At 59.8% G+C, this 11,419-nt stretch carries 20 protein-coding genes and 2 pseudogenes; 21 read left to right on the forward strand and 1 reads right to left on the reverse strand.

Translation table 11 applies throughout. The annotated features are described in order from the left end of the window. The 6 genes and pseudogenes from tuf to Q0X85_RS15795 all read left to right on the forward strand — a co-directional run. Nucleotides 1–126, forward strand: a pseudogene (gene tuf / locus Q0X85_RS15770) (elongation factor Tu); the annotation flags it as partial. Between the two features lie 81 nt (nt 127–207). Next, nucleotides 208–516, forward strand: a complete 309-nt coding sequence (rpsJ, locus tag Q0X85_RS15775; protein ID WP_037273464.1) for a 30S ribosomal protein S10 — start codon at nt 208–210, stop codon at nt 514–516. 12 nt (nt 517–528) lie between these two features. Beyond that, on the forward strand, nt 529–1,371 hold the full coding sequence (gene rplC / locus Q0X85_RS15780; RefSeq protein WP_297773507.1) for a 50S ribosomal protein L3: 843 nt from the start codon (nt 529–531) through the stop codon (nt 1,369–1,371). Next, nucleotides 1,368–1,985, forward strand: a complete 618-nt coding sequence (rplD, locus tag Q0X85_RS15785) for a 50S ribosomal protein L4 (RefSeq protein WP_050663342.1) — start codon at nt 1,368–1,370, stop codon at nt 1,983–1,985. Before rplC ends, rplD begins: the two co-directional genes overlap by 4 nt. After that, nucleotides 1,982–2,278: a 50S ribosomal protein L23 gene (locus Q0X85_RS15790; RefSeq protein ID WP_297773509.1), complete on the forward strand. Its 297-nt coding sequence runs from the start codon at nt 1,982–1,984 to the stop codon at nt 2,276–2,278. The genes rplD and Q0X85_RS15790 overlap by 4 nt, the downstream gene beginning before the upstream one ends. Nucleotides 2,279–3,056: 778 nt before the next feature. Continuing rightward, nucleotides 3,057–3,143 (forward strand): annotated as a pseudogene (locus tag Q0X85_RS15795) (50S ribosomal protein L23); the annotation flags it as partial. A gap of 305 nt (nt 3,144–3,448) precedes the next feature. Here the strand turns inward: Q0X85_RS15795 and Q0X85_RS15800 are convergent. Then, nucleotides 3,449–3,796 carry a phasin family protein gene (locus Q0X85_RS15800; protein WP_297773511.1) on the reverse strand — a complete coding sequence of 116 codons (348 nt, stop codon included), beginning with the start codon at nt 3,794–3,796 and terminating at the stop codon, nt 3,449–3,451. A gap of 337 nt (nt 3,797–4,133) precedes the next feature. On the opposite strand from Q0X85_RS15800, the gene rplB reads away from it, so the two are divergent. The 15 genes from rplB to rplF all read left to right on the forward strand — a co-directional run bounded on the left by rplB (nt 4,134) and on the right by rplF (nt 11,355). Continuing rightward, nucleotides 4,134–4,976, forward strand: coding sequence for a 50S ribosomal protein L2 (rplB, locus tag Q0X85_RS15805; RefSeq protein WP_297773512.1), 843 nt, complete (start codon nt 4,134–4,136; stop codon nt 4,974–4,976). A gap of 3 nt (nt 4,977–4,979) precedes the next feature. Then, on the forward strand, nt 4,980–5,258 hold the full coding sequence (rpsS, locus tag Q0X85_RS15810) for a 30S ribosomal protein S19 (RefSeq protein WP_008281873.1): 279 nt from the start codon (nt 4,980–4,982) through the stop codon (nt 5,256–5,258). A gap of 3 nt (nt 5,259–5,261) precedes the next feature. Continuing rightward, nucleotides 5,262–5,642 (forward strand): 50S ribosomal protein L22, encoded by a 381-nt coding sequence (gene rplV / locus Q0X85_RS15815; protein WP_297773514.1) that lies wholly within the window; start codon nt 5,262–5,264, stop codon nt 5,640–5,642. Next, a complete protein-coding gene (gene rpsC / locus Q0X85_RS15820) occupies nt 5,642–6,349 on the forward strand; it encodes a 30S ribosomal protein S3 (RefSeq protein ID WP_297773516.1) in 708 nt (235 codons plus the stop codon). Before rplV ends, rpsC begins: the two co-directional genes overlap by 1 nt. 13 nt (nt 6,350–6,362) lie before the next feature. Further along, entirely contained in the window at nt 6,363–6,776 is a 414-nt protein-coding gene (rplP, locus tag Q0X85_RS15825; protein WP_297773518.1) for a 50S ribosomal protein L16, read from the forward strand. Between the two features lie 261 nt (nt 6,777–7,037). After that, nucleotides 7,038–7,658, forward strand: coding sequence for a 2OG-Fe(II) oxygenase family protein (locus Q0X85_RS15830; protein WP_297773519.1), 621 nt, complete (start codon nt 7,038–7,040; stop codon nt 7,656–7,658). A 206-nt stretch (nt 7,659–7,864) separates the two neighbouring features. Beyond that, nucleotides 7,865–8,071, forward strand: a complete 207-nt coding sequence (locus tag Q0X85_RS15835; RefSeq protein WP_297773521.1) for a cold-shock protein — start codon at nt 7,865–7,867, stop codon at nt 8,069–8,071. A 248-nt stretch (nt 8,072–8,319) separates the two neighbouring features. After that, nucleotides 8,320–8,520, forward strand: coding sequence for a 50S ribosomal protein L29 (rpmC, locus tag Q0X85_RS15840; protein ID WP_297773523.1), 201 nt, complete (start codon nt 8,320–8,322; stop codon nt 8,518–8,520). A gap of 11 nt (nt 8,521–8,531) precedes the next feature. Further along, nucleotides 8,532–8,762, forward strand: coding sequence for a 30S ribosomal protein S17 (rpsQ, locus tag Q0X85_RS15845; RefSeq protein ID WP_297773525.1), 231 nt, complete (start codon nt 8,532–8,534; stop codon nt 8,760–8,762). A gap of 78 nt (nt 8,763–8,840) precedes the next feature. After that, on the forward strand, nt 8,841–9,209 hold the full coding sequence (gene rplN / locus Q0X85_RS15850) for a 50S ribosomal protein L14 (protein WP_297773527.1): 369 nt from the start codon (nt 8,841–8,843) through the stop codon (nt 9,207–9,209). Nucleotide 9,210: 1 nt separating this feature from the next. Next, nucleotides 9,211–9,522, forward strand: coding sequence for a 50S ribosomal protein L24 (rplX, locus tag Q0X85_RS15855; protein WP_297773529.1), 312 nt, complete (start codon nt 9,211–9,213; stop codon nt 9,520–9,522). Continuing rightward, nucleotides 9,515–10,078, forward strand: coding sequence for a 50S ribosomal protein L5 (rplE, locus tag Q0X85_RS15860; protein WP_297773530.1), 564 nt, complete (start codon nt 9,515–9,517; stop codon nt 10,076–10,078). The genes rplX and rplE overlap by 8 nt, the downstream gene beginning before the upstream one ends. Before the next feature lie 19 nt (nt 10,079–10,097). Next, nucleotides 10,098–10,403: a 30S ribosomal protein S14 gene (gene rpsN / locus Q0X85_RS15865; RefSeq protein WP_297773532.1), complete on the forward strand. Its 306-nt coding sequence runs from the start codon at nt 10,098–10,100 to the stop codon at nt 10,401–10,403. A gap of 13 nt (nt 10,404–10,416) precedes the next feature. After that, nucleotides 10,417–10,809: a 30S ribosomal protein S8 gene (gene rpsH / locus Q0X85_RS15870; protein ID WP_297773534.1), complete on the forward strand. Its 393-nt coding sequence runs from the start codon at nt 10,417–10,419 to the stop codon at nt 10,807–10,809. A gap of 12 nt (nt 10,810–10,821) precedes the next feature. Further along, entirely contained in the window at nt 10,822–11,355 is a 534-nt protein-coding gene (rplF, locus tag Q0X85_RS15875; protein ID WP_297773535.1) for a 50S ribosomal protein L6, read from the forward strand. Nucleotides 11,356–11,419: the final 64 nt, after the last annotated feature.

Consider the following 11,419-nt stretch of genomic DNA (forward strand, 5'->3'; position numbering starts at 1 on the left):
GGCGACAACCTGAAGTTCACGGTCGAGCTGATCGCACCGATCGCCATGGAAGAGGGCCTGCGCTTTGCCATCCGCGAAGGCGGCCGCACCGTCGGCGCCGGCGTCGTCAGCAAGATCATCGCATAACAACCTTTAAGGGTTCGATGAGGGAGGCCGGGTGGTCCGGCCTCCCTCCTATCAACTCCAATGCCGCGAAAGGCTAGACCAATGCAAAGCCAGAATATTCGCATTCGGCTCAAGGCGTTTGACTACCGTGTGCTGGATGCCAGCACGCAGGAAATCGTCAACACCGCCAAACGGACCGGTGCCCAAGTGCGTGGGCCGATCCCGCTGCCGAACAAGATCGAGAAATTCACCGTTCTGCGTGGCCCCCACGTGAACAAGAAATCCCGCGACCAGTTCGAGATCCGGACGCACAAGCGTCTTCTCGACATCGTCGACCCCACGCCGCAGACGGTGGACGCGCTGATGAAGCTCGACCTCGCCGCCGGCGTGGATGTGCAGATTTCGGTTTAAGGAGGGCAAGACATGTTGCGCTCTGGTGTGATCGCGAAAAAAGTCGGCATGACCCGGCTTTTCATGGAAGACGGCAAACAGGTGCCTGTGACCGTTCTTCAATTGGACAAACTTCAGGTGGTTGCACAGCGCACCCCTGACAAAGACGGCTATTCGGCCGTGCAACTCGGTGCAGGCACCGCCAAGGCCAAGCGCACGACGCAGGCCATGCGCGGGCATTTCGCCGTCGCCAAGGTGGAACCCAAGCGCAAGGTCGCGGAATTCCGCGTGGCGCCTGAGAACCTGATCAATGTGGGCGAAGAAATTACTGCTGACCATTACTTTGAAGGTCAGTTCGTGGATGTCTCGGGCACCTCGATCGGTAAGGGCTTTGCCGGGGCGATGAAGCGCCACAACTTTGGCGGTCTGCGGGCCAGCCACGGTGTGTCGATCAGCCACCGTTCGCACGGCTCGACGGGTCAGTGTCAGGATCCCGGCAAAGTCTTCAAAGGCAAGAAGATGGCCGGTCACATGGGCGCCGCCAAGGTCACCACGCAGAACCTGCAAGTTGTGCGGACCGATGCGGATCGTGGCCTGATCATGATCAAGGGCGCCGTTCCCGGCTCCAAGGGCGGTTGGGTGACGATCAAGGATGCGGTGAAAAAGCCGTTCCCCGAGAACGCCATTCTGCCCGCCGCGCTGAAATCGGCCGCTGAAGAGGCTGCGAAAGCTGCCGAGGAAGCCGCCGCACAGGCCGCCGCCGAGGAAGAAGCAGAAGCCAAGCGTCTGGCCGAAGAGCAGGCCGCTGCGGAAGAAGCAGCCCTGAAAGAGGCCGAGGCCGACATTCAGGCCGATAAGAAGGACAGCGAAGAATGAAACTCGACGTGATCAAACTGGACGGCGGCAAGGCCGGCTCGGTCGATCTGGGCGAAGACATCTTCGGCCTGGAACCGCGCGCGGACATCCTGCACCGTGTCGTCCGCTGGCAGCGCAACAAGGCGCAGGCCGGCACGCACAAGGTCAAGACCCGGTCGGAAACCAGCTATTCCACCAAGAAGATCTATCGCCAGAAGGGCACCGGTGGCGCACGCCACGGCGACCGCAACGCGCCGATCTTCCGCAAGGGTGGTATCTACAAGGGCCCGACCCCGCGCAGCCACGCGCATGACCTGCCCAAGAAGGTGCGTCAGCTTGGCCTCAAGCACGCGCTCTCGGCCAAGGTCAAGGCGGGTGAGCTGGTGGTGATCGAGAACACCGAGAGCGACGGCAAGACCAAGACCCTGGCCAAGCTGGTCAAGGACATGGGCTGGAAGCGCGCGCTGATCATCGACGGGGCCGAGGTGAATGCAGAGTTCGCCCGTGCCGCGGCCAATATCGAGGGTCTCGATGTGCTGCCGTCGATGGGCGCAAACGTCTATGACATCCTCAAGCGCGACACGCTCGTGCTGACCAAGGCGGGTGTCGAAGCACTGGAGGCTCGGTTGAAATGAGCGCGAAATCTGAACATTACGATGTGATCCGCAAGCCGGTGATCACCGAAAAGGCGACCATGGCCTCCGAGAACGGGGCGGTTGTCTTTGAGGTGGCGATCGACGCCAACAAGCCGCAGATCAAGGAGGCCGTCGAGGCGCTCTTTGGGGTGAAGGTGATGGCCGTGAACACGACGATCACCAAGGGCAAGCAAAAGCGCTTCCGTGGCCAGATGGGCCGTCGGAACGACGTCAAGAAAGCCTATGTGACGCTGGCCGAAGGCAACACGATCGACGTGACCACGGGTCTGTAAGCATGGTGGGGTGATACCCCACCCTACGGAATGAAAACCCCGGCTGCCGAAAGGTGGCCGGGGTTTTTCATACCGGGCCTGTATGCGAGCGCATTGGCTTTTTGCTCCGCAGGCAGAGGAGTTGCGTTTTATTGCATGTGCACAACCGTTTGCTCACCTTGCCCTCGGTTTCTAATGAAAACAGCCGTGTTGCCCTTGTGGAAGACAGCTTGGCAATCATACGGCTGTTTCGACTCCCCCCAAGATATCGTGCGGCACCAGAATCCATTCTTCCACTCCCAAGATCCGGTAGCAGGCTCGCCGTTGACCGCTCCAACGATTGTTCCATCGGGTCGGGATGTAACCCACCCCCAAGAGGCGGAACCTTTCCGGCCAACCAGGGTGCGATCAAAATCCGCTTTCGTCTTTATTCGTTCGAAGTCTTCGGCACTCGCCGAAGTCGGCGAAATCGAAAGCAGGACAATTGCAAGTACGCTCATCTTCGTGATCATTTTAATACCCCCCTATGAAATAATCGAAGAGCCTCTGATTTGTGGAAAATAACATAATCTGGACTTCATTCGAAGTCTCGCGTGGCGATTCTGGATGTTGGCGAGAGTCCTCGAAACTTGCTTTCTTGGAGAAAGCCTCATTCAGATGTTTCACAAGACCAGACCTGCCATGTCGGGCAGGGGCTTGGTTGGTTCTGTGTGTGGGCCGAACCTGCCCTCCCAGAGGCGACATCTTCGAGCGTTGCCAAGGTACCGGGGATACCGAGGCCACACAGACACGTTTGCTTGGCCAGATGGGCCGCTGGAACGACGTCAAGAAAGCCGATGTGACGCTGGCCGAGGGCAACACGATCGATGCGACTACGGGCCTGTAAGGATGGTGGGGTGAAACACCCGCCCCACGGATTGAAACCCCCGGCTGCCGAAAGGTGGCCGGGGTCTTGCGTTCTGGTCCGGGCGCGTCCGCGCAGAGTCACGGCCGAAGGCCGCCGCGCGATCGTCATGCTGAAAGCATGCCTCTAGGCATGACGCGCCCCACGCGGCGGCGATTTGGTGAGGCTTGGTGTGCCGCTCAAAGGTCTCGCGGATTGGGCTGAGATAAAGTGCCGCTAACCAGCGATGGATCGCCCCCGCGCGCGTCTTCGATCACGCGGTTTGGGGAAGTGTCTCGGGTCAGACCTTACACCGGAATATCGTCATATCCCCGCTTGGTGCTGGTCTTGGTGTCCTTGACGGTGTTGCCTGTGGCCTCGGTCATGATGTCAAACATCCGCTGCGCCTCGGAGGTGTATTGCTGGACCGCGCGGCGGAAGAACTCCGATTGCAGTTGCACCAGATCGGCCGGGGTCTGACAGCGCAGCATTGCCTGTTGGGTCTCGAGATCGTTCTGCAGGCGCTCTGAGACGAAGCGGGTGCTTTCGGTCATGATGTCGAGCCACATCCGGGCGGCGGGGTTCCCGGTGGCCATGGCCGCGGTGAGGGCCTCGGTGTCGGGCTTGGCGGTGGTTTTCTTTGCGGATTTGGTCATGGTCGGTCTCCCTTGTCCGGACGGATCATGCGCCATTGCGCGCGGCGCATCCCATGGTTTATGTGTTATTCAACGACCGGATTTTAAACCCGTCGGGCCGGGTTGGCCTTGATCTGTGTCTAATGGCGCGATTATGTGCTCACCCCCTTGACCGGGCACGGACACTCCCCTATCAGACCCCATCCGCAAGGCCCCGGATTCGTCCGGGGCTTCGCTGTTGTTCGCAAGGGCAACGAAGAGCCGGGCACCTTCGGGGGCCTATAACCACGGTGGGATATGAACCCACCCTACATAGCGGGCCTTCGGGCGCGCGTTTGCTAAACGGAAGACAGAAAGCATGGCACTCAAGTCGTATAAGCCGACGACGCCGGGCCAGCGCGGGCTGGTGCTGATCGACCGTTCGGAGCTGTGGAAAGGACGTCCGGTCAAATCCCTCACTGAGGGTTTGACCAAGCATGGCGGCCGGAACAATACCGGACGGATCACGATGCGTCGCAAGGGCGGCGGGGCGAAACGCCTCTACCGCATCGTCGATTTCAAGCGCACCAAACTCGACATCTCGGCAGTCGTGGAACGGATCGAATATGACCCGAACCGCACCGCGTTCATCGCGCTGATCAAGTATGAAGATGGCGAACAGGCCTATATCCTGGCGCCGCAGCGTCTGGCGATTGGCGACAAGGTGCTCGCGAGCGCCAAGGCCGATATCAAGCCGGGCAATGCGATGCCGTTCTCGGGCATGCCGATCGGCACGATCGTTCACAACATCGAGCTCAAGGCTGGCAAGGGCGGGCAGATTGCACGTGCTGCTGGTACTTATGCGCAATTCGTCGGCCGCGATGGCGGTTATGCGCAGATCCGCCTGAGCTCGGGCGAGTTGCGTCTTGTGCGTCAGGAATGCATGGCCACCGTCGGTGCTGTCAGCAACCCCGACAACAGCAACCAGAATTACGGAAAAGCGGGCCGCATGCGCCACAAGGGCATCCGCCCGTCGGTGCGTGGTGTTGTGATGAACCCGATCGACCACCCGCATGGTGGTGGTGAGGGCCGGACTTCGGGTGGTCGTCACCCGGTTACGCCCTGGGGCAAACCCACCAAGGGCGCGCGCACCCGCAACAAGAACAAGGCGTCGCAGGCTCTTATCCTGCGCTCGCGTCACGCCAAGAAGAAGGGCCGCTAACACATGGCACGTTCTGTATGGAAAGGCCCCTTCGTCGATGCCTATGTCTTGAAAAAGGCAGAGGCAGCGCGCGAGTCGGGGCGTAACGAAGTGATCAAGATCTGGTCGCGCCGCTCGACGATCCTGCCGCAATTCGTGGGTCTCACGTTTGGCGTCTACAACGGCCACAAGCACATCCCTGTCAACGTCAGCGAAGACATGATTGGTCAAAAGTTCGGGGAATATTCGCCGACACGGACCTACTATGGTCATGCCGCAGACAAAAAAGCGAAGCGGAAGTAAGTCATGGGCAAGGAAAAGAACCCCCGCCGCGTGGCAGACAACGAAGCGATGGCAAAGCTGCGCATGCTTCGGACCAGCCCGCAGAAACTCAATCTCGTCGCCGCGATGATCCGGGGCAAAAAGGTGGACCGGGCGCTGACCGATCTGACCTTCTCGAACAAGCGGATCGCAGAGGACGTCAAGAAGTGTCTCCAGTCCGCCATCGCCAATGCCGAGAACAACCACAATCTCGACGTGGATGGCTTGGTCGTGGCCGAGGCTTATGTCGGCAAGAACCTTGTGATGAAGCGTGGCCGTCCGCGGGCGCGTGGCCGGTTCGGGGCGCTGAAAAAGCCGTTCTCGGAGCTGACGATCAAGGTGCGTGAAATTGAGGAGCAAGCCTAATGGGTAACAAAGTCAATCCGATTGGCATGCGCCTGCAGGTGAACCGCACCTGGGACAGCCGCTGGTATGCCGACACCAAGGATTATGGCAATCTCTTGCTCGAGGATATCGCGATCCGCGACTTCATCGGCAAGGAGTGCAAGCAAGCCGGCATCAGCCGTGTGATCATCGAGCGTCCCCACAAAAAGTGCCGCGTCACGATCCACACCGCGCGTCCGGGCGTGATCATCGGCAAGAAGGGCGCCGATATCGAGGGCCTGCGCAAGAAGCTTGCGGCGATGACCGCCAGCGAATTGCACCTCAATATCGTCGAAGTTCGCAAGCCCGAGCTGGATGCGGCTCTTGTTGGCGAGAGCATCGCCCAGCAGCTTGAGCGCCGGGTATCGTTCCGTCGCGCGATGAAGCGTGCCGTGCAAAACGCGATGCGCATGGGTGCCTTGGGTATCCGCGTCAACGTGTCCGGCCGTCTTGGCGGGGCAGAGATTGCGCGGACCGAATGGTATCGTGAGGGCCGGGTTCCGCTGCACACGCTGCGTGCGGATATCGATTATGCGCCTGTCGAGGCGGTCACGCCTTACGGGATCATCGGCATCAAGGTCTGGATCTTCAAGGGTGAGATCATGGAGCACGATCCCGGTGCACGTGATCGCAAGGCCCAGGAACTCCAGGATGGTCCCGCGCCCCGTGGCGCCGGCGGCCGCCGCTAAGGAGGAATGAAAGATGCTTCAACCAAAGCGCACAAAATTCCGGAAGATGCACAAAGGCCGGATCAAGGGCGAGGCCAAGGGCGGCTCTGATCTGAACTTTGGCTCTTTCGGTCTCAAGGCCACGCAGCCCGAGCGCGTTACCGCGCGCCAGATCGAGGCCGCACGCCGTGCCATGACACGCCACATGAAACGTCAGGGCCGTGTCTGGATCCGGATCTTCCCGGATACTCCGGTCACTTCCAAACCCACCGAAGTCCGGATGGGTAAGGGGAAGGGCTCAGTCGATTTCTGGGCCTGCAAGGTCAAGCCCGGCCGCGTGATGTTCGAGATTGATGGTGTCAGCGAGAGCATCGCGATGGAGGCCCTGCGTCTCGCCGCGATGAAGCTGCCGATCAAGACCCGTGTCGTGGTACGCGAGGACTGGTAAAGGCTGGGCGTAAGGCCTTCCTGCAAACGAAAAACCCCGTGCGAGCAATCGCGCGGGGTTGCTTTGTCTAACCGGCGCGCGCTGCAACAAGACCGTTGCAACGGTCTTGTCCACGCGGTTTTGAAACCGCGTGCCAAGCGCCTTTGAAGGCGCTTGTTCAAGCCGCTTGCAAGCGGCTTGGCGCGGGTACATGGGCAGAGGCGCAATGTCGGGTCGAATTTCCCTCTCGCGTCGGGCAGAGTGCTGCGTTAGGAAGCGGTCATGCCACAGATCAGTTCTCTCTTCGTGACCCGACTCTACCGTGCCGCCCTCAGCGAGCACGCCCCTGCCATCGACGCCAGCGAACTGAAGGCATCATGCTACTCCATTGCGGAGGATGACGAGGCGGGGCAGAACTGGTGCGAGGAAAATGCCTATCCCGGTTATACGTCCTACGCCTCGCTCACCGATCTGCCTTGGCGCTTTCCGATCTTCGCGGATCTGGTGAAGGTGCTCGATGGCCATGTCGCGGCTCTTGTCGAGGATCTGGAGTTCGATCTCGATGGGCGCGACCTGAAGATCGAGGATATCTGGATCAACATTCTGCCGGAGGGGGGCAGCCATGGCAGCCACATTCATCCGCATTCGGTGATTTCCGGCACCACCTATGTGGCGATGCCCGACGGGGCAAGTGCGCTCAAGCTGGAAGATCCGCGCTCGGCCCGGATGATGGCCGCGCCCACGCGCCGCAAGCGCGCGCGGGAGGAATTGCAGACTTTCGTTTATGCCAAGCCAAAGGTGGGCGATGTGCTTTTGTGGGAATCATGGCTGCGCCACGAGGTGCCGGTGAACATGTCCGAGGGGGACCGGATCAGCGTCAGTTTCAACTACGCGTGGGCCTGATACCGACGTCCGGGGAGAAACCCCAAAAGATCAGTAATTTGAACTTGCCTCTTGCAAAATGAGTCGTTCGCGCGCATATGAACGATGCTAACGTTATTCTTTTTCGATACCTGTCTCCTCTAAACCGGCGGTCAGTTTCTCGATCCAGACCGACCACGCCGCGACTGCCGCACTCAAGCGGGCAGCACTATATCAGGAGACTACCCATGGCCAATGGCACCGTAAAATGGTTCAATTCCACCAAAGGTTTCGGCTTTATCGCACCCGCTGACGGCGGCAAGGACGTGTTCGTCCACATCAGCGCCGTCGAGCGCGCAGGCCTCACCGGCCTCGCCGATGACCAGAAAGTGACCTTCGACATCGAAGCCGGCCGTGACGGCCGCGAGAGCGCGTCGAATCTGCAGCTCGCATAAGCGATCTGATCCGATCATGAAATGGCCTCGGGGAAACCCGGGGCCATTTTGTTTTTGGCGTGAATGTGCAGCCTTAGAACGAATGTCCGATCTTTCGCTTGCCCTATGAGGACACGTCCCGTATAGAGCGCCAATCCGCAACTCTCGGCATGTCCGGGATTCGCGTATCTGCAATTCATCCACCGGGTTTTGCGTTACCCTGAGCCAACCGTCAGGGGCCGTCCGGTGTTTTGAGAAAGGACAAGGCGATGAACGCCACGGAACTGCGTGACAAGACCCCGGATCAACTCCGGGAAGAGCTCACCAACCTGAAGAAGCAGCAGTTCAATCTGCGCTTTCAAGCGGCCACCGGCCAGCTTGAGAACCCCGCTCAGATGCGCAAGGCCCGCCGCGACGCGGCGCGCGTCAAGACCATTCTGAACGAAAAAGCCCAAGCGGCAGCAGAGTAAGGAGCCCCGAGATGCCCAAACGTATCCTTCAAGGGGTTGTGACCTCTGACGCCAATGCTCAGACCGTTACCGTGTCGGTCGAGCGCCGCTTCAAGCATCCGGTGATGCAGAAGACGATTCGTAAGTCCAAGAAGTACCGGGCTCACGACGAGAACAACACCTACAAGGTCGGCGATGCCGTTCGGATCATCGAATGCGCGCCGAGATCGAAAACGAAACGTTGGGAGGTGCTGGAGGCGTAAGCCAACAGCGCCTTTCGGCATTGTCGAAACCCTGGGGATCAGGCATTGCATCGCCCCCCATAGGTCGGGAGAAACCAAATGATCCAGATGCAGACCAATCTGGATGTTGCTGACAACTCCGGCGCACGCCGAGTTCAGTGCATCAAGGTTCTGGGTGGTTCCAAGCGTAAATACGCATCCGTCGGCGACATCATTGTCGTCTCGGTAAAGGAAGCCATCCCGCGCGGCCGCGTGAAGAAGGGCGACGTCCGTAAGGCCGTCGTCGTGCGCACCGCCAAGGAGGTCCGTCGCGACGACGGCACCGCCATCAAGTTCGACCGCAACGCCGCCGTCATCCTGAACAATGCGGGCGAGCCTGTCGGCACCCGTATCTTCGGGCCGGTCGTGCGCGAATTGCGCTCCAGGAACTTCATGAAAATCATCTCGCTCGCCCCGGAGGTGCTGTAAGATGGCTGCCAAACTGAAAAAAGGCGACACCGTGGTTGTTCTGTCCGGCAAGGACAAGGGTCAGACCGGGACGATCACCAATGTTGACCCGAAATCCGGCAAGGCCGTGGTTGAAGGCGTGAACATGGCGATCCGCCACACCCGTCAGAGCCAAACCAACCAAGGCGGCCGCATTCCCAAGGCGATGCCTGTCGATCTGAGCAACCTGGCGATTGTCGACAAGAACGGCAAACCGACCCGTGTCGGCTTTAAGATCGAAGGCGACAAGAAGGTGCGCTACGCCAAGACCACGGGGGACGTGATCGATGCTTGATACCGCAACCTACACCCCGCGCCTGCGCACGCAGTTCCGCGATGTGATCAAGCCCGCTCTGAAAGAAGAGTTCGGCTACAAGAACGACATGCAGATCCCGCGTCTGGACAAGATCGTCCTGAATATCGGCTGCGGTGCCGAGGCGGTACGCGACTCCAAGAAGGCGAAGTCGGCTCAGGAAGATCTGAGCACCATCGCCGGTCAGCGCGCCGTGGTCACCAAGGCCCGCAACTCGATCGCGGGCTTCCGCGTTCGCGAGGATATGCCCTTGGGTACCAAGGTCACGCTGCGCGGCGACCGGATGTATGACTTCCTCGACCGCCTGATCACGATCGCCATGCCCCGTATCCGCGACTTCCGCGGCGTATCGGGCAAGTCGTTCGATGGACGTGGTAACTATGCCATGGGCGTCAAGGAACACATCGTTTTCCCCGAAATCAACTTCGACAAGGTCGACGAAGTCTGGGGGATGGACATCATCATCGCAACCACGGCGAAGACCGACGCTGAAGCCAAGGCGCTGTTGAAGCATTTCAACATGCCCTTCAACAGCTGAGCCGGGGGAGGATAGATTTATGGCTAAGAAAGCAATGATCGAGCGCGAGAAAAAGCGCCAGAAGCTGGTGGACCGTTTCGCCAAGAAACGCGCTGCGCTCAAAGAGATCATCAACGACGAGAGCAAGCCGATGGAAGAGCGTTTCCGCGCGTCCCTGAAGCTCGCACAACTGCCGCGCAACAGCTCGGCCACGCGGCTGCACAACCGCTGCCAGCTTACCGGGCGTCCGCACGCGTATTACCGCAAACTCAAAGTGTCTCGTATCGCGCTGCGCGATCTGGGCTCTGCCGGGCAACTGCCCGGTGTCGTGAAATCGAGCTGGTGAGGAGGGCAGAGATATGAACGATCCTATCGGCGATATGCTCACCCGTATCCGCAACGCTCAGATGCGCGGCAAGTCCACGGTCCACACACCGAGCTCGAAGATGCGCGTTCGCGTTCTCGATGTCTTGGCGGCAGAGGGATATATCCGTGGCTACGAGATGAGCACGGGGGCCAATGGTCATCCGGCAATCGAAGTGAGCCTCAAGTATTTCGAAGGCACCCCTGTCATTCGCGAGATGAAGCGGGTTTCCAAGCCCGGTCGTCGCGTCTACATGGGCGTCAAGGACATTCCGCAGGTCCGTCAGGGCCTCGGCGTGTCGATTGTCTCCACCCCCAAGGGTGTGATGTCGGATGCAGCAGCGCGCGCGGCCAATGTTGGCGGCGAAGTGCTCTGCACTGTATTCTAAGGAGACCGGGACATGTCACGTATCGGAAAACAACCCGTTGCTCTGCCGGATGGCGTCACCGCGACGCTCTCGGGTCAGACAATCGAAGTCAAAGGCCCCAAGGCGACCAAGACCTTTACCGCCACCGATGATGTCACCATCGTCATCGAGGACGGATCGATCTCGGTCACGCCGCGTGGCAAATCCAAGCGCGCGCGCCAGCAATGGGGCATGACCCGCACGGTCATCTCCAACATGGTTGGCGGTGCCAAGGATGCCTTCAAGAAAGAGCTGGAAATTCGTGGTGTGGGCTATCGTGCCCAGATGGCGGGCAACGTGCTCAAGCTCAACCTCGGCCTCAGCCATGACGTCGATTTCCCCATTCCGGAAGGTGTGACTGTTACCGCACCCAAGCCCACCGAACTGGTGGTTGAGGGCACGGACAAACAGCTCGTTGGACAAGTTGCGGCGAATATCCGCGACTGGCGGCGCCCCGAGCCCTACAAGGGCAAAGGCATTCGCTACAAAGGCGAGTATATCTTCCAGAAGGAAGGCAAGAAGAAGTAAGGACGCGACAGATGGCAAACAGCAAAAGAAAACTGTTCCTCAAACGCCGCCTGCGCGTTCGGAA

The sequence above is a fragment of the uncultured Roseovarius sp. genome, assembly GCF_947259555.1.
Classification (GTDB): domain Bacteria; phylum Pseudomonadota; class Alphaproteobacteria; order Rhodobacterales; family Rhodobacteraceae; genus Roseovarius.

Coding starts and splice junctions, on each gene's coding strand:
- rplN (WP_297773527.1), top strand. CDS start 8,841: ATGATCCAGATGCAGACCAATCTGGATGTTGCTGACAACTCCGGCGCA.
- rpsH (WP_297773534.1), top strand. CDS start 10,417: ATGAACGATCCTATCGGCGATATGCTCACCCGTATCCGCAACGCTCAG.
- rpsJ (WP_037273464.1), top strand. CDS start 208: ATGCAAAGCCAGAATATTCGCATTCGGCTCAAGGCGTTTGACTACCGT.
- rpmC (WP_297773523.1), top strand. CDS start 8,320: ATGAACGCCACGGAACTGCGTGACAAGACCCCGGATCAACTCCGGGAA.
- Q0X85_RS15835 (WP_297773521.1), top strand. CDS start 7,865: ATGGCCAATGGCACCGTAAAATGGTTCAATTCCACCAAAGGTTTCGGC.
- rplD (WP_050663342.1), top strand. CDS start 1,368: ATGAAACTCGACGTGATCAAACTGGACGGCGGCAAGGCCGGCTCGGTC.
- Q0X85_RS15800 (WP_297773511.1), bottom strand. CDS start 3,796: ATGACCAAATCCGCAAAGAAAACCACCGCCAAGCCCGACACCGAGGCC.
- Q0X85_RS15790 (WP_297773509.1), top strand. CDS start 1,982: ATGAGCGCGAAATCTGAACATTACGATGTGATCCGCAAGCCGGTGATC.
- rplV (WP_297773514.1), top strand. CDS start 5,262: ATGGGCAAGGAAAAGAACCCCCGCCGCGTGGCAGACAACGAAGCGATG.
- rplE (WP_297773530.1), top strand. CDS start 9,515: ATGCTTGATACCGCAACCTACACCCCGCGCCTGCGCACGCAGTTCCGC.
- Q0X85_RS15830 (WP_297773519.1), top strand. CDS start 7,038: ATGCCACAGATCAGTTCTCTCTTCGTGACCCGACTCTACCGTGCCGCC.
- rplP (WP_297773518.1), top strand. CDS start 6,363: ATGCTTCAACCAAAGCGCACAAAATTCCGGAAGATGCACAAAGGCCGG.
- rplX (WP_297773529.1), top strand. CDS start 9,211: ATGGCTGCCAAACTGAAAAAAGGCGACACCGTGGTTGTTCTGTCCGGC.
- rpsS (WP_008281873.1), top strand. CDS start 4,980: ATGGCACGTTCTGTATGGAAAGGCCCCTTCGTCGATGCCTATGTCTTG.
- rplB (WP_297773512.1), top strand. CDS start 4,134: ATGGCACTCAAGTCGTATAAGCCGACGACGCCGGGCCAGCGCGGGCTG.
- rpsC (WP_297773516.1), top strand. CDS start 5,642: ATGGGTAACAAAGTCAATCCGATTGGCATGCGCCTGCAGGTGAACCGC.
- rpsN (WP_297773532.1), top strand. CDS start 10,098: ATGGCTAAGAAAGCAATGATCGAGCGCGAGAAAAAGCGCCAGAAGCTG.
- rplF (WP_297773535.1), top strand. CDS start 10,822: ATGTCACGTATCGGAAAACAACCCGTTGCTCTGCCGGATGGCGTCACC.
- rplC (WP_297773507.1), top strand. CDS start 529: ATGTTGCGCTCTGGTGTGATCGCGAAAAAAGTCGGCATGACCCGGCTT.
- rpsQ (WP_297773525.1), top strand. CDS start 8,532: ATGCCCAAACGTATCCTTCAAGGGGTTGTGACCTCTGACGCCAATGCT.